The sequence below is a fragment of the Sporosarcina ureae genome (assembly GCF_029267015.1).
GTDB classification, from domain to species: domain Bacteria; phylum Bacillota; class Bacilli; order Bacillales_A; family Planococcaceae; genus Sporosarcina; species Sporosarcina ureae_D.
This window is the reverse complement of the sequence record NZ_JARIEA010000084.1, coordinates 1-18782: the sequence shown is the minus strand read 5'-3', so window position 1 is coordinate 18782 and position 18782 is coordinate 1. Positions and strand designations below refer to the sequence as shown.

At 42.6% G+C, this 18782-nt stretch carries 18 protein-coding genes and 1 tRNA gene; 14 read left to right on the top strand and 5 right to left on the bottom strand.

Translation table 11 applies throughout. The annotated features are described in order from the left end of the window. Nucleotides 1–610 precede the first annotated feature (610 nt). Complete coding sequence (locus Q7P97_RS14935) at nt 611–907, bottom strand: hypothetical protein (RefSeq protein ID WP_303970306.1); 297 nt, start codon at nt 905–907, stop codon at nt 611–613. 243 nt (nt 908–1150) lie between these two features. Here Q7P97_RS14935 and Q7P97_RS14930 point away from each other — a divergent pair, with 243 nt between their 5' ends. The 3 genes from Q7P97_RS14930 to Q7P97_RS14920 all read left to right on the top strand — a co-directional run bounded on the left by Q7P97_RS14930 (nt 1151) and on the right by Q7P97_RS14920 (nt 2653). Continuing rightward, nucleotides 1151–1972, top strand: a complete 822-nt coding sequence (locus Q7P97_RS14930) for a DUF6843 domain-containing protein (protein ID WP_303970304.1) — start codon at nt 1151–1153, stop codon at nt 1970–1972. Nucleotides 1973–2073: 101 nt separating this feature from the next. Next, nucleotides 2074–2331 (top strand): hypothetical protein, encoded by a 258-nt coding sequence (locus Q7P97_RS14925; protein ID WP_303970302.1) that lies wholly within the window; start codon nt 2074–2076, stop codon nt 2329–2331. Nucleotides 2332–2410: 79 nt separating this feature from the next. Then, nucleotides 2411–2653 carry a hypothetical protein gene (locus Q7P97_RS14920; RefSeq protein ID WP_303970300.1) on the top strand — a complete coding sequence of 81 codons (243 nt, stop codon included), beginning with the start codon at nt 2411–2413 and terminating at the stop codon, nt 2651–2653. Nucleotides 2654–3026: 373 nt separating this feature from the next. On the opposite strand, the gene Q7P97_RS14915 is transcribed toward Q7P97_RS14920, so the two are convergent. Further along, on the bottom strand, nt 3027–4679 hold the full coding sequence (locus Q7P97_RS14915; protein ID WP_303970299.1) for a putative bifunctional diguanylate cyclase/phosphodiesterase: 1653 nt from the start codon (nt 4677–4679) through the stop codon (nt 3027–3029). Nucleotides 4680–4805: 126 nt separating this feature from the next. On the opposite strand from Q7P97_RS14915, the gene Q7P97_RS14910 reads away from it, so the two are divergent. The 3 genes from Q7P97_RS14910 to Q7P97_RS14900 all read left to right on the top strand — a co-directional run bounded on the left by Q7P97_RS14910 (nt 4806) and on the right by Q7P97_RS14900 (nt 9347). Continuing rightward, complete coding sequence (locus Q7P97_RS14910; protein ID WP_303970297.1) at nt 4806–5753, top strand: DMT family transporter; 948 nt, start codon at nt 4806–4808, stop codon at nt 5751–5753. Between the two features lie 73 nt (nt 5754–5826). After that, nucleotides 5827–7545 carry an ABC transporter ATP-binding protein gene (locus tag Q7P97_RS14905; protein WP_303970294.1) on the top strand — a complete coding sequence of 573 codons (1719 nt, stop codon included), beginning with the start codon at nt 5827–5829 and terminating at the stop codon, nt 7543–7545. Further along, a complete protein-coding gene (locus Q7P97_RS14900; protein WP_483315754.1) occupies nt 7542–9347 on the top strand; it encodes an ABC transporter ATP-binding protein in 1806 nt (601 codons plus the stop codon). Before Q7P97_RS14905 ends, Q7P97_RS14900 begins: the two co-directional genes overlap by 4 nt. Before the next feature lie 142 nt (nt 9348–9489). On the opposite strand, the gene Q7P97_RS14895 is transcribed toward Q7P97_RS14900, so the two are convergent. Continuing rightward, a complete protein-coding gene (locus tag Q7P97_RS14895) occupies nt 9490–9945 on the bottom strand; it encodes a YusW family protein (protein ID WP_303970292.1) in 456 nt (151 codons plus the stop codon). Nucleotides 9946–10055: 110 nt separating this feature from the next. Continuing rightward, nucleotides 10056–11075, bottom strand: coding sequence for a DUF2804 domain-containing protein (locus Q7P97_RS14890; protein WP_369684317.1), 1020 nt, complete (start codon nt 11073–11075; stop codon nt 10056–10058). A 70-nt stretch (nt 11076–11145) separates the two neighbouring features. Between Q7P97_RS14890 and Q7P97_RS14885 the strand changes: the two genes are divergently transcribed. From Q7P97_RS14885 to Q7P97_RS14860, 6 genes are all read left to right on the top strand, one after another. Then, nucleotides 11146–11218, top strand: a tRNA-Ala gene (locus Q7P97_RS14885). Between the two features lie 292 nt (nt 11219–11510). Continuing rightward, nucleotides 11511–12332: a transporter substrate-binding domain-containing protein gene (locus Q7P97_RS14880; RefSeq protein ID WP_303970289.1), complete on the top strand. Its 822-nt coding sequence runs from the start codon at nt 11511–11513 to the stop codon at nt 12330–12332. 1 nt (nt 12333) lies between these two features. Continuing rightward, nucleotides 12334–13002 (top strand): amino acid ABC transporter permease, encoded by a 669-nt coding sequence (locus Q7P97_RS14875; protein ID WP_303970288.1) that lies wholly within the window; start codon nt 12334–12336, stop codon nt 13000–13002. A 25-nt stretch (nt 13003–13027) separates the two neighbouring features. Then, nucleotides 13028–13756: an amino acid ABC transporter ATP-binding protein gene (locus Q7P97_RS14870; protein WP_303970285.1), complete on the top strand. Its 729-nt coding sequence runs from the start codon at nt 13028–13030 to the stop codon at nt 13754–13756. 44 nt (nt 13757–13800) lie between these two features. After that, the gene (locus Q7P97_RS14865) at nt 13801–14286 is read left to right on the top strand and encodes an amidase domain-containing protein (protein ID WP_303970284.1); all 486 of its coding nucleotides are present in this window, start codon (nt 13801–13803) and stop codon (nt 14284–14286) included. A gap of 104 nt (nt 14287–14390) precedes the next feature. Next, nucleotides 14391–14981 carry a nitroreductase family protein gene (locus Q7P97_RS14860; RefSeq protein WP_303970281.1) on the top strand — a complete coding sequence of 197 codons (591 nt, stop codon included), beginning with the start codon at nt 14391–14393 and terminating at the stop codon, nt 14979–14981. 312 nt (nt 14982–15293) lie between these two features. Here Q7P97_RS14860 and Q7P97_RS14855 read toward each other — a convergent pair whose 3' ends face one another. Beyond that, a complete protein-coding gene (locus Q7P97_RS14855; protein ID WP_303970279.1) occupies nt 15294–16676 on the bottom strand; it encodes a dipeptidase in 1383 nt (460 codons plus the stop codon). Between the two features lie 244 nt (nt 16677–16920). On the opposite strand from Q7P97_RS14855, the gene Q7P97_RS14850 reads away from it, so the two are divergent. Next, nucleotides 16921–18171, top strand: a complete 1251-nt coding sequence (locus tag Q7P97_RS14850; protein WP_303970277.1) for a hemolysin family protein — start codon at nt 16921–16923, stop codon at nt 18169–18171. 114 nt (nt 18172–18285) lie between these two features. Further along, nucleotides 18286–18782: RNA polymerase sigma factor (locus tag Q7P97_RS14845; RefSeq protein ID WP_303970275.1), on the top strand; the 497-nt coding region annotated here is incomplete at its 3' end.

Genomic DNA, 18782 nt, shown 5'->3' with positions numbered 1-18782 from the left:
GCGTTAACTGTACAACTGTTGCGCACCAAACGGTCCAAATTATTTTAAAAAGGACGGTGATAGAATGTCTTTAAGCTTTTTTTATATATTAGTGTTATCGATTTTTGTAAGTTCAGTTGGTGGCTTTATTTTTTATAAACTAAGTTATAAATTTCTGTTACCGAAAACGATTAGTTCTGTGTTAGGTGGGATATTAACTTTACTTCTAAGTTACTTATTTGTAATGATTTTTATCGAAGTAAATTTATTATATGGCGCTATAATTGCATTGGCTATATATATATGGTTCCTCAAAATTCCAGAGAGACATTTGGAATAAAAATCACTATTAACGGGCGCGATTGTCGCAGAGTTTCTTTGTAGTCAGCTAGTTGATCGGAGCGGAAACCGGCGACTCTGGGAGGATCAGCGGGACAGGTGAAACACCCAGCGAGCGAAGTGAGGGGTGTGGTTCACCGCCCGCCCTCCAGAAAGCGTCCGGTTGCAGCGCAGATCAACGGTTTCAGACCACTATCTAGCTATCGGGGGCTATAACAGAACAAGTACTGGCCAGATATTCAGTATATAAATGACGTGAAAAAACACCCGTAGAGGTGCCTTGATTGATTAATTACTGTCTTCCCCCTAAATTGAACACATCTTTTTCAACACTGTTAAGTTTATGAGTAACAAATTTTAGATCCTGTTTTATCTCGTCAATGTTTGCATCTTTTTGTTCAGTACCCAGTTCAAACTGTTTGCCGATGCCGTAAAGCATTTCTTTCATAGAATTGAACCCTGTATCAATCTTTGAATCCAACCCGTCAATTCGTTCATTGACTGCTGAAAAACCGTTCTTCATTTCTGACTGCATTTCATTCATTTGTTCCATCATTTTACCCATCATTTCAATCAATTCTTTATTCATCCCGAATCACTCCTAGTAAGTCTATTATATAGTTTAACTTAACGGAAAGAAAGTTCTATCTAACGCTTTACGCTGTAACGAGCTATTTATCGCAACTAGTAAATGTATTAGAGAAAACAAAATTCTAAAGTTGCCTTGTGCTAAAAAGATAAAGGAATCTAACCATAAAAGAGTCGATTGGATCGGTAAAAAGTGAAATGGTATGAATTTGAAGGCAATCGAATTTAAGGATACGAACTTCTCTTGTTCAAGAAATGGGTGCGTTTGTTGCATAAATTTTATGCCATTAACTGGCCAAATTCTTTAATTTTCTTTACAAAAAAAGGTGGTATTTTCGCGATGTATCTACCCATTTTCTATTTATGTGTATTGTCAGTGTTTGTCAGTGCTATAGGTGGTTTCTTCACCTATAAAGTATTTCATAAATATTTTAAGGTCGGGGCACTTACTTATATATTGGGGGGCTTACTATCTTTACTTCTGAGCTATCTAATGGCACTACTGATGTTTGGGGGAACTTTGTTTTATTCGGTTACCATTGCATTGCTTGCGATAGTACTATATGTCTTATTCCTTTTGATTTCGAATGATAACCCGAAATTGAATTTAAAGTGGGTAGGAATCGTTGTATTAGCTTTAATTATTATAGGAAGTTTTTATTTAATTACAATATCCAGTAAAAAAGGGACAGATCAGACATACTTATTACCGATGGATTTCGAAGGATGCGTAGTTATAAACTATGAAGTAGAGGGATTTCCACCGCTGAAAATTGAAAGTAATGTAATTGAATATTTAGTTCCTGAAAGTGGCATTATCAATACTTCATCTCCAGCGGAATTTGGTTGGGCTTATGAAGAACATTCTGGTCCATCTCGATTGAAAGCCTTTTATGTAGATGAAAACGGGAAAAAAGTGAAAGAGCTTTCACAAGAAGAATTTCGCTCCTCGGCTAATGGTGCTGTACAAGAAGAGGGGAAGCAAGAGCGAAGATATCATTACCAAATATTTGGTTCCAAGGAAGTTGATAGCCAAGGGTGTCCTGCGGCTGAAATATCTCAATGACGTCATACATTTTTGTAGTTGTTCTCCGTAAACGGGGGCGTTTGCGTGATAAGGACAATGCATCAAATAGGCCATTTTCTTAAGTACGGGGAGAGATTAAATTGAAAAATAAAATTACAGAGTTGTTTGGAATTCCTATTGCTTTTTTATTTTTGGGTGTTTTGTTTTTAATATCTGGAGCTAATGGAGAAGGATTAGCAACCACGTTCTCGAGACCTTCTGGTGCTTCAAGTTGGACTACTGAGGGGAGCACTATCGATGCGTTCACATTCATACCAATAATTTTGGGTGTTTCATTTCTGATATTATTCGTTAGCACTTTTTCTATATCTTTTAACAAATGGCAAAAGAGTCGGTAATTTCGTCAATCGGGGGCAATTCTTGAAGAAGAATTTGTATCCGATTCCTATACTGGGCTAATTTAAGGAGTTCGAACGAATGAATTACAGTTACGAGGAATTTATTGAAGACTTAGATACAGGAAGAGAGATTCATTTTATTTATAGAAATGAAAATTACTATATAGGTGCTGGAACAGGTAGATTTATGTTTTGGAAGTTCTATGATCCTGCAAGTGAAATTCTTGGAGAAGATGGTGAGGATTTACTTCGAAAAGTTATTCTTGATGGGAAACAAATAAAGGAAGTATGGAACTTACTAGAGATTGATGGTATTTTCTAGATAATGAATTGTTCAACCAGTAAACGGTGGCGATTGTTTAGGACCGCTTTCTGAGTTGATCTTCGTTACGGCAAAGCGAACCCTTCGCTGTTCGCTTGGCTGTAGCGCAGATCAACGAGTTCCAACCACTATCCACTATCCACTATCCACTATCCACTATCCCATCCTTCATTCGAAAACCCCACAAACGACCACTGAGAGCCTGCAGATAATACATGACCTCCTCTACGCCAATCGAAAAAGGTTGTCTTTTTAGCCCTCGTACAGTAAGCTGTAATCAAACGCACTAGTAACGCCCACAATTAAACAAGTTAGACAAAAATGGAGCCCTTTCTATACGAAAGGAGCTCCATCTGATTTGTATAAAGATAATTTATTGAATTTCAATTTGCTCAGCAGGCAACGGCATGCCGATGAAGTGGCCTTGCATAGCATCAATGCCCATCTCTTTCAGCAATTCAAATTGCTGTTCATTGGCGACACCTTCTGCAATTGTATATAAGTTTAATTTCTTGGTAAGAAGAATCAATCCTTCGATCAACTTTTGTGTCTTCGGATTGCTTAGCAACGCATCAATAAAGACGCGATCAATCTTCACGCTAGAAATCGGTAAATGTTGCAAGTAGCGCAATGATGCATATCCCGAACCAAAGTCGTCAAGCGTAAACTGCAAACCGAGTTTTTGCAGTTCTGACATTTGCCCCAGTACGGATTGTTCTTCTTCCGCTTTAAGTGCAAATTTCTCCGTGAATTCAAGATGTACTTTATGCGCAGGGCAACCGGTCTCATTTAAAATAGAAATCAAGCGATCTTTCCATTGCGGATTCAGTGATTCGCGAATAGAGGAGTTAATAGAAATACTCATATCATTACCAATGCGATGCCATTTCGTCACGAACGTCATGGCTTCTTCTGCAACATAGGCGCCGATTTCTTCAATCAAGCCATTTTCTTCTGCAATGGGAATCAATTCGTCAGGACTGATGACACCTAAATCTTCATCTTCCCAGCGCACGAGTGCTTCGTAGCAAGTGATTTTATCGCTAGCCACATCAAGTTGAGGCTGATAAGCTACGTGTAATGAATTGCGATCGAGTGCGGTTAGCATCTTGCGGTCAATTTCCAAACGTCGGTTCAGAATTTTATGAGACTGAGCAGAAAGGGATGCTATCCGCCCGCCACCTTGACTGATCACGTCATCCGCCGCTGTCATCGCTACCTTATAAAGTTGCATGTATGTTTGTTGATCCTCTGGAAAACGTACGATCCCGCCGCTGATCGATAGGGTCTGTGCGTTTTGGTTGAGGTAGACCGGCTGTTGCTTCAAGAAATCATAAAAACCTTGAATATACCAATCTCCGAAAGCCGTCAACACAACAAAGCTATTCGTATCGATACGCGCGATGGGGCTATCTTGGAAGTAGCGCTTTAGTCGGTTGGTAAATTCTTGAATCAGCTGTGTCTCAGATTCCTGGGATTGCAGCTCTTTCATAGTGAAGTAATGATCAATCGTCAAATAAACGAATGAAAAATGCGTGCCATTTGTGATAGATTCATTGACTACTTGTTCTAACTTGTGGCGGCTCATGAGTCCGGTTTCCACATCGATAAATGCAATTTCTCCTAAACGTTCCTGCAAGCGAATATCTTCTGTGATATCAAGCTCGAGGAAAAACACGGATTGCAGTTCGCCGAAATCAGAGAGGGTAGGTACAGCCAGTGTATTGACAAAGAACGGTTCGCCTGCGCGAGTCATTTTTTCTACCTTGCCCACCCATGTTTTGCCGGATAATAAACGGTCCCAAATGGCATTCGCTATTTCCTGACTTTCGTCTCGGTCAGAGAACATTTGCCAGAAGGATTTACCTATAATACGCTTAGGAGTCCAACCGCTGACAGTTAGGTAATTTTGATTGGCATAGGTTATTAGACCTTCGCCGTCTGTATGTGTAACTAATTGGTATCTATTAAGACTATCGACTAGTGCATGATGTGTGCTAGTCTCCGGTAAGCTAATTGTATGCATAGAGACACTCCTTTCCAATCTACTATATAACCATTATAAAGGAAAACACCAGTGTGTCTATATCTGATATGTGAATTTTATACTATATAGTTTAAAAAATAAGGAATTAGTTAGGGGTGACGGATAATGTTGCGATTAAAAGGCATTATGATGATCGTTATAGGATCCATGTTGTGGGGAGCAACTGGACCCATGATGGAGTGGATTTTGAACCATAGCGAAATGTCTGTTTCTATGATGTTAATCCTACGTTTGACGATTGCAGGAGCTGTAGTTTTATTATTATTGAAAGCAAAGGGCATACAAATTGGTCGCCCTATGAGGCAGAAGTTGTGGTTGCGCAAAATGGTGATGTTCGGTGTCGTCGGGATGCTTGGTGTACAATACGGATTCGTCCAGACAATTGCACACAGTGACGCAGTAGTAGCCACGTTATTCCAGTTCGTTGCACCCGTCTACATCATCATCTTATTGTCTATTCTTCAAAAGTCCTTCCCGCCAGGCGGTCAAGTGATCGGAATGATCGTCGCGTTATTCGGTTTGATCCTACTTTTAACAAATGGGTCGTTCTCGAGTATTTCATTGGATACTACCGCAATTGTGTGGGGCGTCATTGTAGGGTTCGCGTTCACATTCTACACATTATATCCTGTCGTACTTATGGCAGAGTGGGGTGTATTACTTGTCGTCGGCTGGGGCATGTTCATTGGAGGAGTCACTTTATTCATCATCAATTTACCAATATTCTTCATGAACCTAGGTGTTCTGCTCAACGGCCCAGCGATGGGGATGTTGTTACTCGTCATCATTATGGGGACGCTAGCATTTATTATGTTCCTGCATAGTATGACGTTCATTTCTCCTGTTGAAACAAGCGTGCTCTCCTGTTTCGAGCCACTGACAGCAGCTATTGTCTCCGTACTATGGCTCGGTCAGACAATGGGGGTCTGGCAAATAAGTGGCGCAGCGGTCATGCTCGTCGGAGTCGTCTGGCTATCAGTCGGTGGTAATCGCAAGAAGAAAACCGCTCCACCGCCTGAAGCCTATCAGGAGTATGAACATAGCGAAGTGTAGGTCTTCGTCTGTACACGTAGTCATTTCATATGACATAATGAATGGAATGACAGCAAGTAAGAGGTGACCTAATATGAAGACAGTTTTCCGTTACGCACTTCCTTATAAATGGCCGATGTTCATTGCTATTGTACTGATGTTACTCGAACTATCGGTCGAATTAATTCAGCCATTGCTAATTGGTCGAATTATAGATGATGGAATTATGAAAGAAGACTTGAACACTGTTCTAGTGTGGGGAAGTGTCATGATGGCTTTAGCTTTCTTGGCGCTTATTACAGGTGTTGTCAATTCTTATTTCGCAGCACATGCGGCACAAAGCTTTGGTTATGATCTTAGACAGGCTTTGTTTCAGCGTGTTCAAACGTTTTCATTGGCGGCATTTTTGCGCTTTCCGACGTCAAGTCTTATCACACGTCTGACAAGTGACGTGACGCTTGCACAAAACGCGCTCTTCATGGGATTGCGTATTATGGCCCGTGCCCCGTTGATGGTAATTGGAAGCTTGATTATGGCATTTGTTGTAAGTCCTAAGCTCGCGATGTTTCTACTGATCGGTGCACCGTTCTTAGCTGTGTTTCTTATTATCATGGCACGAAAAGGCGTCCGTTTATTCGGCTTAGTTCAGCGTCGTTTGGACGGAGTGAATCAACTCGTGCAAGAAAATCTACAAGCGGTTCGTCTCATTAAAGCCTATTTGCGAGGTGTTTTTGAAACGAACCGTTTTTCAAAAGCGGCTGGCGCACTGAAAAAAGATAGTGTCCGCGCCATGCGTTTGATGGAAATGATTTTGCCTGTCTTGCTATTTATCATGAACGTTAGCTTTATGGCAGTACTATGGTTCGGTGCAGATGAAGTTCGCAATTCAGGAATGCCTGTCGGAGACGTCGTAGCGGTCGTCAACTACACGATGCGTATGACCAGTGCATTTTCGATGTTTTCCTTTTTAATTGTAATCTTCTCCCGTGCAAAAGCATCTTCCGAACGAATGGAAGAATTGCTAGTGGCTGACGACGAACTTGAAAAGCTCGAGATGGGCGAAAATCGTCCGCGAGGTGCAGCGTCTGTCCGTTTTGAACATGTCTCCTTCCGCTATCCAGGAACTGCGGAAGACGTACTTAAAGACGTGTCTTTTGAAGTTCCAGCAGGCGGAAAGCTTGTCATCATGGGCGCTACCGGATCAGGTAAATCTACGATGCTTCAATTATTACCGCGTATGTTCACGGTTTCTGAAGGTTCTGTGTGGATTGACGGCAAGTACATAGAAGAGTGGCCACTTGACACGTTACGTAATTTGATTGGCTATGTGCCACAGCAATCGATGCTGTTTACTGGCTCCATTGCAGAAAATTTATCATGGGGTAAACCGGATGCCACAGCGGATGAAATTGAAGAGGCGGCTAAAAAGGCACAAATTCACTCATCGATCATGCACTTTTCAGAAGGATATGAAACACGTGTTGGACAACGTGGAGTCAATTTATCGGGCGGTCAGAAACAGCGTCTATCCATTGCACGTGCATTGATCCGTAAGCCATCCTTATTGATTTTAGATGACAGCACAAGTGCACTCGACGTTAAAACAGAGTCGGCACTGTGGGAAGCCTTACGTGAAGAAGATACGACGATGTTCATCGTCACTCAAAAGATTCAAACTGCCCAAATAGCCGATGCGATTTTATTATTGTCAGATGGCAAAATAGTTGGCTATGGTACACATGAAGAACTACTCGAGTCTTCCTCGTTCTACCGGGAGATTGCAGAATCGCAACAGAATGGGGGAGTGGCATGATGCGAAAACCATTTGGCTATGAACCTATTATTCAAAAAAACGATCTATCAAAAGTACAGCGTAAAAAAGTTCAGAAGGCCGGCAATTGGAAATCCGTTCTCACGCGTATTTGGCAGTTGATTGACCAACAACGTAGTTTACTCCTAGCTGTACTGGCACTCGTTTTTGTTAGTTCTGGACTTGCGCTAATTGGGCCGTTGATGATTGGAAATATTATCGACCATTTCATCATCCCGAAAGAAGTGGACGGGCTAAGTCTACAGATTGGTTTATTGTTACTTGTCTATGCGGGCTTCTCTTTGTCTACGTATTTTCAAAACTACTGGATGGTCGGCATTGCGCAGCAAACGGTGTATCGTATGCGCACGCAATTATTTGGTCATCTCCAGAAGTTGCCTATCCGTTTCTTTGATAAACGACAACACGGTGAACTAATGAGTCGCGTGACGAACGACATTGAGAACGTTAGCCAAACATTGAATTCTTCATTGATCCAAGTATTTTCCAGTGTACTGACACTAGTAGGTACAGTATCGATTATGCTCTATCTCAGCCCTTTACTCACGTTACTGACGATGATTATTGTTCCGTTAATGTTTATTGCGATGCGATGGATTACGCGGCGGACAAGTATTCTATTTAAAGAACAGCAACGCGCAATTGGTGAATTAAACGGCATGATTGAAGAAACCGTCTCGGGCCAACGAGTCGTCAAGGCATTTTCGCAGGAACAGAATGTCATGGAAGAGTTCGCACAGAAAAGCGAGCATCTTCGAACAGCAGGCTTCTGGGCTCAGACGTATTCAGGTTTCATTCCGAAAGTCATGAACACGCTCAACAATATGTCATTTGCAATAGTCGCAGGAGTCGGCGGACTGCTAGCTGTGACAGGGTATGGAGGTGTAACGGTCGGGACGATTGTTATATTCAGTGAGTACGCAAGACAATTTACGCGACCTCTGAACGATCTTGCCAATCAATTTAACACGGTACTCTCGGCTATCGCTGGCGCAGAGCGAGTGTTTGCGATCATGGATGAACCGATCGAAAAAGACGAAGCGACTCAACAGACCGAAACGTTACACGGTGATGTCGAGTTTCGTGATGTGACATTTGGTTACGAAGAGGAAGCGATCATCAAAAACCTCAGTTTCCACGTTCGATCAGGCGAAACAGCAGCCTTTGTTGGAGCAACAGGAGCAGGCAAGACCACTATTATGCAACTGCTATCCCGTTTTTACGAAGCGGATAGAGGGCAAATTTTGCTCGATGGTATCCCAATTAATGAACTGCCGCGCCAAACTGTGCGTAGTCAAATGGCTTTCGTCTTGCAAGATCCGTTTTTATTTGAAGCGACCGTGCGCGAAAATATTCGATATGGTCGTCTTGACGCAACAGATGAAGAGGTGGAAGAGGCCGCTAGAAAAGCCAATGCCCATAGCTTCATCAACAAGTTATCGATGGGCTATGATACGGTGCTGACAGCAGGCGGAGAAGAGATTTCACAAGGTCAAAAGCAACTGCTGTCCATCGCCCGTGCACTAGTGGCGGATCCGACGTTACTGTTGCTGGACGAGGCAACAAGTAGTATCGACACCGTGACGGAACTAGCAATTCAAGAAGCACTCGAGCGCCTGATGGAAGGGAGAACCAGTTTCGTCATCGCCCATCGTCTGAACACGATCAAGCAAGCAGACAAAATCTTTGTACTGGCAGATGGCGAGCTACTTGAGTCGGGCAGTCACGAAGAACTATTGGAACGTAGAGGCGTGTTTTATGGGATGTTGAATCATGATGAATGAGGGAAGCGGCTCAAGCCACGCTCATGGGAAAGCGTCCGCCTGAAACGCAGATCAACGTTGCTTTCACCCTCATTCAACTGTCTAATTCCAAACAAAAACAAGCCATCTATCCAATACCGGATAAATGGCTTGTTCTAGGTTATTACTTCTTATCATCAATATTTAGAGACTTGTCGTCTGTAAAGTCTACATCCAACTTAAACTCATCATAATCATCAAGACCATACCACTGCAGAATGCGATCAATCGCTTCTTCTTCTGTAGTGCCACTATCAATCAAAATCTCCATGAACATCTTATGCATATCGTCAATTGCTTCATTACCTTCGAGATCAACTTCCTGGAATTCATTGACGTACTCTGCATCGCCAGGCTTTACACCTTCATAATCAGTTTCAATTTTCTTGCCATCTTTCTTGATCGTCAAATCGAAATCCGTGAAGCCGTATCCGTCGCCTGTATTCACTGTACTGCCTTCACTTTCACCTTCAATACTTACCGCATCATCGTTGTTCGGTGCTTCGTCTTTTGACGCACAACCGCCTAGAAGTAAAATAGATGAAACCCCTACAATGGATAACATTCGCATTAATGACATAAGCGCCACCCTTTCTAAAGTGTATACTTCTTATATTATGACCTAAAAAGAGGAACCTTAAACCCAAAATGCTTTATTTGTGGGCTGTGAAAGCAGAGTGGAGATACAATTTATTGGTATCTGCGCTCCGAAATTGAACCAAGCATCTGCCGAATCGGTAAAATTTGTCCGGTTGGCAGTCGGACTTTTCCGTGGAAATAACCGACATATTGACTGATCGACATCTTCCGTACGAGATAGTGGTCATGTGTAGAGCAGTGGAAAAATGGTTTGAATGTCAATTGAATATCATCTGAAAACTTTGTGTGGACCTTCCAAGTACTCTTCGGATTTTCTTCATCGCTCTCAAATAATACATCCTCGTGAATCTTGTGCATTGTACCTTCCACGAAGACCGCGTTTTCCGTTAATCCGGTACCGTCTGTCCAACTACCGCCAAAATTCAATCCAACTCGTTTGCCGCTTGTACGCTGCGAAGCCATCGCCCACTCCCAATTCGTTCGAGTGTTCCACACACCGCGACCATAATCATAAACAGCGAAACTATAATACGGATTGAAGTCGTAGCGACGATCGCCAATGCGTACATATCCGCCGGTCGGCATAATCGAATGTTTAGATGTGAAATGGAATGAGTCACGATTTTTCGGAATCACTACATTCAACGATTCGTCCTTCTCTGGGTGGATAATATGCAAATCTGCGTGTAATACTTCATTGTCAAAGTCAGGGATAAGGACAGATAAATGTGTTTCACCTTGCATGTGAACAAGTTGAACCGTAATATCATCATGTACAAACTTGATGCTTTCAAGTGCCTCTTCTGGCATTTTTACACGTCTCGCAAAAGGCAGGGTTACGTGCTTTTCATAGAAACGCTGAGTTTCATAATTCAGTATGTAAATGAGGCAAATTGCTTTATGATCCAGGTGTACGATCGAGGCAGACAATAAGAGGTCTTCCCCGTAGACGCACCAATGATTCCAGCGCTTTTTTTTCATGAACTGACCTTTTAAGTTGCTTCTCACTAAAGGGCTGCGTGCGTATCCTATTGATTCAGGATTCAGAAGTCCCTTGGAGTTGCACAGAGGTACAGTTTCATTCAACTCTTTCTCTTCATGCTGCATCATATTAACCACCTTTCTTGCCTATTGTTTTTTAAACGAACAGTTGATATACTCTATATTGTATCAGATTCGAGGGGCATTAGCTCAGCTGGGAGAGCGTCGCGCTGGCAGTGCGAAGGTCAGGGGTTCGAGCCCCCTATGCTCCATTCAATTAGTAGCGGCAATTCGTGAGAGAAATCTCAACGAATTGTCGTTTTTTTTGTTGCTATCCTTTATAGATACCCTTAAATAGTATAGAATAAAACTTTTTATTGTTGTATAATTATTCATTATAACGTATATTGAGTACTATAGTAAATAACTATTATAAGAGCTTGGCTACTGTATGGAATATGCAAGTAAACGTATACATATACTTGTAGACAGACACTAGTTGTTATCTTATAATTATATTAATTTAGAATATTTATACTAGACGAGAGAAAGCAGGGGAAATGTATGAAGAAGATGTTTACAGCACTATTACTAATCCTAGTATTGGTCGTTGCGGGATGTAGTAGTAACGATGGAGGAGCAGGGTCAACAGAGAAATCCACGTTAAAGAATATTAAAGACAACAAAAAATTAGTAATTGGAATTGCGCCCGGTTATTTCCCGTTTGAAATGAAAAGTATTGAAGGTGGGTTTGTCGGCTACGATATCGATCTAGCCAACGCGGTAGGCGAAGCGTTAGATACAAAAGTTGAATTTAAGCAATTCGCATTTGATGGCTTAGGGCCAGCTTTGCAAATAGGTGAAGTGGATATGGTCATCGCAGGTATGACGATCCGTGGAGACCGTGCGCTGTCCATTAGCATGTCCAATCCTTATTATAAAACAGGTCAAGCAATCATGGTACCGGCCGCAAGCAAAGGGATCAAGTCATGGGAAGAACTTGACGTCAAAGGGAATAAAATCGCTGTAGGTATCGGAACTACGGGCGCGTTGCTTGCGAAGTCACAGTTCAAAAACGCGGAAGTTGTAGATTTTGAAGATTTCCCATTGGCAGCTACAACAATGGGTTCAGGCCAAGCAGACGCAGTTGTCTATGATGAGCCTGCTATTGCTGTCTGGCGTTTGGAGCATGAAAAAGAAGTTCACCAGCTCGAAGGTTTGCTGTCTGCTGAAAATTTAGGAATTGCAGTGAAGAAAAATGATTTTGAAACGATTCAATGGCTGAACTCATTCTTGTATAGCTATGTGGATAGCCCAGAAGAATTGGAATCAAGAAGTCGCTGGTTTGAGGATAGCGACTGGCTAGACAAGGTTTCGGGAGAATAATATGGGCGGCTATGAATATGACTTCAGTGTAATATCTCAAAATATGGATATCTTTATTCAAGGAGCATTGAAAACACTCGAAATTTCAGCCATCGCATTATTGCTAGCTATTCCACTCGGTATTATCATCGGAATGGGCCGCATTTCCCGCAATGGATTTATCCGTATTCTTTCCTCGGCTTATGTTGAAATCATGCGCGGCGTGCCGTTGCTAGTTCTATTGATTTGGATATTCTTTGTACTTGGTCAATTTTTAAAACTTGGTTCCTATTGGGCATCGATTATCGGCCTAGCTGTCTTTACCGCAGCATTCATTGCAGAAATCGTTCGTTCAGGAATACAAGGTGTGCCAAGAGGTCAGATGGAAGCGGCTCGTTCGTCTGGCATGACCTACTGGCAGGCAATGCGCTTGATCGTCTTGCCACAAGCATTCAGACGAGTTCTACCGCCACTTGCTTCACAATTCATCATGCTAATTAAAGATTCCTCTTTGATCTCGGTCATCGGTGCGACGGAATTGACGTTGAACGCGAAGAACCTCGTTGCCACTAGTATGCGATCCATTGAAATATGGACATTTATAGGGTTCGTTTACTTTGCCATGACGTTCACGTTATCCATGATCATCCGTGCGATCGAACAGAAACTATTAGCGAGAGAAAATTCATGAAGTTTGATGTGAAGGAGTGCCAGATATGATTTCTATCAAAAATGTCAATAAAACATACGGTATGAATCAAGTGCTGACGGACGTCTCACTTGAAGTACCTAAATCCCATGTAGTGGCTGTTATTGGCCCAAGTGGAGCAGGGAAGTCTACATTAATCCGAACAATCAATGCGCTCGAGCCCATTGATAATGGAGAAATCATCGTAGACGGAATTTCCATTCACGATAAAAAAGTAAATATTAATAAAGCACGTTCTGAAATCGGGTTTGTTTTCCAAAGCTTTAATCTTTATCCTTTCCTTACTGCGTTGCAAAACGTGACACTCGCACCAATCAATGTAAAAGGGTTGAGTAAAAGCGCTGCGGAAGAGAGAGGTAAGGAGTTACTCACTTCACTTGGATTAGGCGATAAATACGATGCATATCCCAATCGGTTATCAGGGGGTCAGCAACAACGTGTCGCCATAGCGCGTGCGCTTGCGATGGATCCACAAGTCATGCTTTTCGATGAGCCAACATCCGCACTAGATCCTGAGATGGTCACGGAAGTGCTCGATGCAATCCGTAAACTTGCTGAAAGTGGTATGACGATGGTCGTCGTGACGCACGAAATGGGCTTCGCCAAAGAAATTTGCGACGAAATTATCTTTATGGCTGACGGCAAAGTTGTGGAACAGGCAACACCTTCCAAGTTCTTCACGAACCCCGACTCTGAACGTGCCCAAAACTTTTTATCTAAAGTGCTACATCATTAATTGAACGTCCCTCTTTGTCATATGATATGGCAAGGAGGGATTTTTTGTACGATAGACAAGCAGCAGTGCGCTACGCGGATAAATGGTGGAACAGTAGAAATCCAGCGTTCCCAATTTTTGATGATGACTGTACGAGTTTTATTTCCCAATGTTTATTGGCAGGCGGTGCACCGATGCATGGCGCGCCAAACCGCGAAAAAGGTTGGTGGATGTACAAAGGAACATGGAGTTTCAGTTTCACCGTTGCTCATTCATTGCGCTGGTATCTAGCCACTTCGACAAAAGGGCTGACTGCCACACAAGTTAAGAGCGCCCAAGAATTACGACCGGGCGATGTAATTTCGTATGATCTCCAAGGGGACGGCCGTTTCGATCATTCGACGATTGTAACTGCTATGGACGGGGATAACCCACTCGTCAGTGCACATACGTATAACGCGCATAATCGCACATGGGACTATAAAGATTCCTATGCCTACTCGCCAAATGCAAAATACATCTTCTTCAAAATACATGACGACTTCTCATAAATATCCAGCTCTGCATCAAAGTGTTTCCCATAGCCTCTAGCAACAGACTACCAAGTTAGGGTATAATGAAAAACAGATACTTAGTGCAAAGGAGAAGGTTGAGTGTGAATGAACAAGCATTATCGGTAAGAGAGGCCATCGTATCACGGCGCTCTATTAAGAATTTTAACGGACAACCGATCGAACCAGAGATCATCCCAGAAATTATAGAAGATGCCGTTTGGGCACCAAACCACGGAAACCGTAATCCTTGGCGATTGATCGTGGCAACAGATGAACAGTATGAACAGCTTTTGGACGTCTTGAAGGAGTTCGGTGTAGCAAATTGGAAACAGCTTTCTGACGAGGATCTTGAAAAACAAATGAAGAAGTTCTCGACTGCCAGTGCAGCTGTATTCGTCATCGTACCTGAAGACGTACGCCAAAAAGAACGGCTGGAGGATTTTGCGGCAGCCAGCATACTGATCCAGAATATTCAATTGCTTGCTTGGGATCGTGGAGTAGGAACGTGCTGGAAAACACCTCCGTTTATCGATAATCCGAAGTTCCGCGAACGCTTGGGTATAAAGACAGGCGAGCGCATCATCAGCATGTTGCAGTTCGGTCATTTCGATTCATTACCGAAAGCCGCACCACGTAAGCCAATCGATGAAATTATTACGTACTTTGGTAGTGAACCAGACGAAGAAGAGTAAAATAAGAAACAGGCTACCCCACGATGTGGAGTAGCCTGTTTTTGTATGTTGAAAAGGTGAGTGGGGATACGTGTTGGGAGTGATGTGATCATAGACTCCGGCTGAGTGCTCTATGCAGACGCGAATCCGCTCATAGACTCCGACCGAGTGCTCTATGCAGGCGCGAATCCGCTCATAGACTCCGTTGAGTGCTCTATGCAGACGCGAATCCGCTCATAGACTCCGACCGAGTGCTCTATGCAGCCACGAATCCGCTCATAGACTCCGACCGAATGCTCTATGCAACCATAAATCCGCTCATAGCCTAGAAACTCACAGTCCGAGCTTTTCAATTTCTCCATAGTAACTACTAATGACACGCAGTCCTTTGTCGAAGTTTTCCAAGTGGAAGTGTTCATTCGGCGCGTGGAAGTTTTCTGTATCTAGACCAAAGCCCATTAATACTACAGGTAACTTTAGGATTTCATCGAATGCCGCGACGATTGGAATAGAACCACCACCGCGAGTGTAGACGGTTGGTACACCATATACTTGCTCATATGCTCGGCCCGCCGCTTGAATGACTTCGTGGTCGTATGGCGTCAAGTAAGGCTTACCCTTATCGAATTCCGTGATCGTTACTTCACAGCCCACTGGTTCGTGTTTCGCGATGTGCGCGCGTAGTTTTTCTACGATTTCATCAGGTTCTTGATCAGGAACAAGACGGCATGTGATTTTTGCTCCGGCTTCGGAAGGAAGAACGGTTTTGATACCTTCTCCTGAGAATCCGCCGAATACACCGTTGATCTCGAGTGTAGGACGAGCCCATGTTTGTTCCGTGTACGTATAACCTGGTTCGCCTGTAAGTTCTTTGACGCCCACTTCTTTTTTCACTGCATCTCTATCAAAATCAAGAGCTGCCCAGCCTGCGCGTTCTTCTTCAGTTAGGTCGCGAACTTGATCATAGAATCCATCGATTGCAATTGTTCCTTCGGCATCACGGAATGAAGCTAGGATTTCGACGAGTGCGTGGATGGGGTTTTGAACGCCGCCACCGTAAAGTCCGGAGTGCAAGTCGCCTTTAGGTCCTTTCACATCAATCTGTACACCGGCTAACCCGCGCAGTCCGTAGCAAATGGCCGGTTGTCCAGGTCCGTACATGCCAGTATCAGAAATGACGATAAAATCTGCCGCTAGCTTATCTTGATTGTTTTGGATATATTCCTCAAGACTCGGGCTGCCGATCTCCTCTTCTCCTTCAATAATAAGCTTGACGTTGACGGGAAGTTTGCCTTCAACATTCATCAGCGCCTCGATTGCTTTACTGTGCATAAACACTTGCCCTTTATCATCGCTTGCTCCGCGTGCATATAATTTATTATCACGGATAGTTGCTTCAAATGGAGGTGTTTCCCATAAGTGGAGTGGATCAACAGGCTGCACATCGTAGTGACCGTAGATCAAAATAGTTGGCTGACCTTCAGCATGCAACCAGTCTGCATAGACAACAGATTGTCCAGCGGTTTTTTCAATCGATACATTTTCCAGTCCGATACTTTTGAATTCATTCGACAGCCATTCCGCTGCTTTTTGCATATCCGATTGATGCTCGGAAAGTGCACTGATACTTGGAATTGCTAAGAAGTTTGTTAATTCTTCCAAGTGGCGGTCGCGGTTATTCGTGAAATATTGGTCCAATGATTGTAATGAAGTCATAATAAACCCTCTTTTCTTTGGATATTTTCTATTCACAGTATAGCAGAAGTTCGTGATGCACTAAGGTTTAGACGCTTACAGATAAGGGAACCGAATGTTAAAAGTAGACGTCCTAATTTGCGTGTTGCATTAACGGATCAGTTTATATGTATGATATACTTACGCAATAAGAAATGTTGGATTCATGGAATTAATAATTGATGAATGATAACAAATAAATGGAGAAACGCTGGAGGAGACGCAATTGTTTATTGCACTGGGACTTTGTTTATTCTTGTCTTTCTTTTTATCGGGAAGTGAAACAGCTCTGACTGCTATCAATCGAATGAAAGTTCAATTACGCGCGGATCAGGGAGACATTAAATCGATAAAATTAAGGAAATTGATTTCCAAGCCGGATCGTATGATTACGGCCATTTTAATCGGAAATAATATCGCCAATATTTTAATGCCGACAATTGTAACGATGATTGCCATCGACAAAGGATTGAGCATTGGATTATTGACAGGGATTTTAACGGTAGTTTTGATTATATTTGGAGAGGTATTACCGAAAACGATTGCTGCTACATTTGCGGATCGTATCGCGTATATCGTAGCACCACCTATTACGGTACTCGTGAAGTTATTGATTCCGTTGACGTTAGTCTTGTCACTGTTTACGAATTTCTTCGTTCGTTTGATTTCTAAAGGAACGATTACGGAAGCAACTTTGACGAAGGAAGACGTCCGTTCTATGGTAGACATTGCATCTACAGAAGGTACTTTCGGGCAAGATGAATCCCTTCGTTTAAAAGGTATGCTCGACTTCCGCGATAAAGATGTCAGTGATGTAATGGAAACACACCGTACGGACATTATTTCGCTATCGATGGATTCTACGTATGAAGAAGTACGTGATGTCGTATTGCAATATTTCTACACTCGCTACCCTGTGTATGAAGAAAGTATCGACAAAGTGGTCGGTATTTTTTATTCGAAAATGATAATCGAGTGGTCGATGTATCCCGAGCGGTCGTTTGCGGATGTCATTGATCGCCAGCCGTTGTTTGTCGTACAAACAGCGAGTGTGGAACTAGTATTTAAACGGATGCTGACACAAAAGAAGCATATGGCAATCGTGCTGGATGAATACGGTGGAACACTCGGAATTGTAACGCAGGAAGATATTATTGAAGAAATGATTGGACAGGATATAGAGGACGAAACGGATGTGGAGGAAGAGTCGATGGTCTTTGAGAAAGAAGAAAATCACTTAGTTTGTCAAGGACGCTTGGAGATTGAAGACGTCATTGAGCTTCTCGACATAGAGTTGCCGACAGATCATGATACAATCGGTGGATTTGTTTTTCAAGAAGTGGGTCATATTCCGGAAGTGGGTGAATCGTTCAGCTATAATTCGTTGTTGTTTGAAATCGAAGAGATGGATCGTACACGGATTTTACGTCTGAGGATTACCAAGCAAGAAGAACAACAAGAGGCCATAGAAGTTTAAGAGATGTCAAGTAACCTTACATAACTGTAAGGTTACTGAAAGAGAAAGCGATAGTTCATAATGTGTTTGTCGGTGATAATAAGGGTATCAGTTACAAAACGGAGGCTACTTATTATGAAAAACGACTTAAACGCATTATATGAAGAATATGGACGCTATATATATCACTTATGTCTTAAATTGACTCGCAATAAAGAAGAAGCAGAAGATCTTATGCAAGACGTATGGGTAAAGGTTGTCCGCTATAGTGGTGAGATGAGCGAAGTGAACCGTATGAAAGCTTGGTTAACAACGATTTGTATGAATACATTCCGCGACCGTTATAGAAAAAATGTGCGTCACAGTCAATACGTGATGAATCAACCTGATACATTAGACGTTCCGATCCTTGATTTGGTTCCCAGTAATTCGAAAACACCTGCTGAGTTGATGGAGCAGAGTGACATTTCGGAGCTAGTGCAGCAGAAGATCGGCGAATTGGATGGGATATACCGGAAGACGATTGAGTATTTCTATGTGAATCAGTATTCGTTGGTAGAGATTGCTGGGTTGATGAGTGTGTCGATTGGTACGGTGAAGTCACGTTTGTTCCGTGCGAAGAAGTATTTGAA

Bases quoted from the DNA above. Each gene is read 5' to 3' on its own strand.
- Q7P97_RS14935 (WP_303970306.1), bottom strand. From the start codon at position 907: ATGAATAAAGAATTGATTGAAATGATGGGTAAAATGATGGAACAAATG.
- Q7P97_RS14920 (WP_303970300.1), top strand. From the start codon at position 2,411: ATGAATTACAGTTACGAGGAATTTATTGAAGACTTAGATACAGGAAGA.
- Q7P97_RS14915 (WP_303970299.1), bottom strand. From the start codon at position 4,679: ATGCATACAATTAGCTTACCGGAGACTAGCACACATCATGCACTAGTC.
- Q7P97_RS14910 (WP_303970297.1), top strand. From the start codon at position 4,806: ATGTTGCGATTAAAAGGCATTATGATGATCGTTATAGGATCCATGTTG.
- Q7P97_RS14905 (WP_303970294.1), top strand. From the start codon at position 5,827: ATGAAGACAGTTTTCCGTTACGCACTTCCTTATAAATGGCCGATGTTC.
- Q7P97_RS14900 (WP_483315754.1), top strand. From the start codon at position 7,542: ATGATGCGAAAACCATTTGGCTATGAACCTATTATTCAAAAAAACGAT.
- Q7P97_RS14895 (WP_303970292.1), bottom strand. From the start codon at position 9,945: ATGTCATTAATGCGAATGTTATCCATTGTAGGGGTTTCATCTATTTTA.
- Q7P97_RS14890 (WP_369684317.1), bottom strand. From the start codon at position 11,075: ATGATGCAGCATGAAGAGAAAGAGTTGAATGAAACTGTACCTCTGTGC.
- Q7P97_RS14880 (WP_303970289.1), top strand. From the start codon at position 11,511: ATGAAGAAGATGTTTACAGCACTATTACTAATCCTAGTATTGGTCGTT.
- Q7P97_RS14875 (WP_303970288.1), top strand. From the start codon at position 12,334: ATGGGCGGCTATGAATATGACTTCAGTGTAATATCTCAAAATATGGAT.
- Q7P97_RS14870 (WP_303970285.1), top strand. From the start codon at position 13,028: ATGATTTCTATCAAAAATGTCAATAAAACATACGGTATGAATCAAGTG.
- Q7P97_RS14855 (WP_303970279.1), bottom strand. From the start codon at position 16,676: ATGACTTCATTACAATCATTGGACCAATATTTCACGAATAACCGCGAC.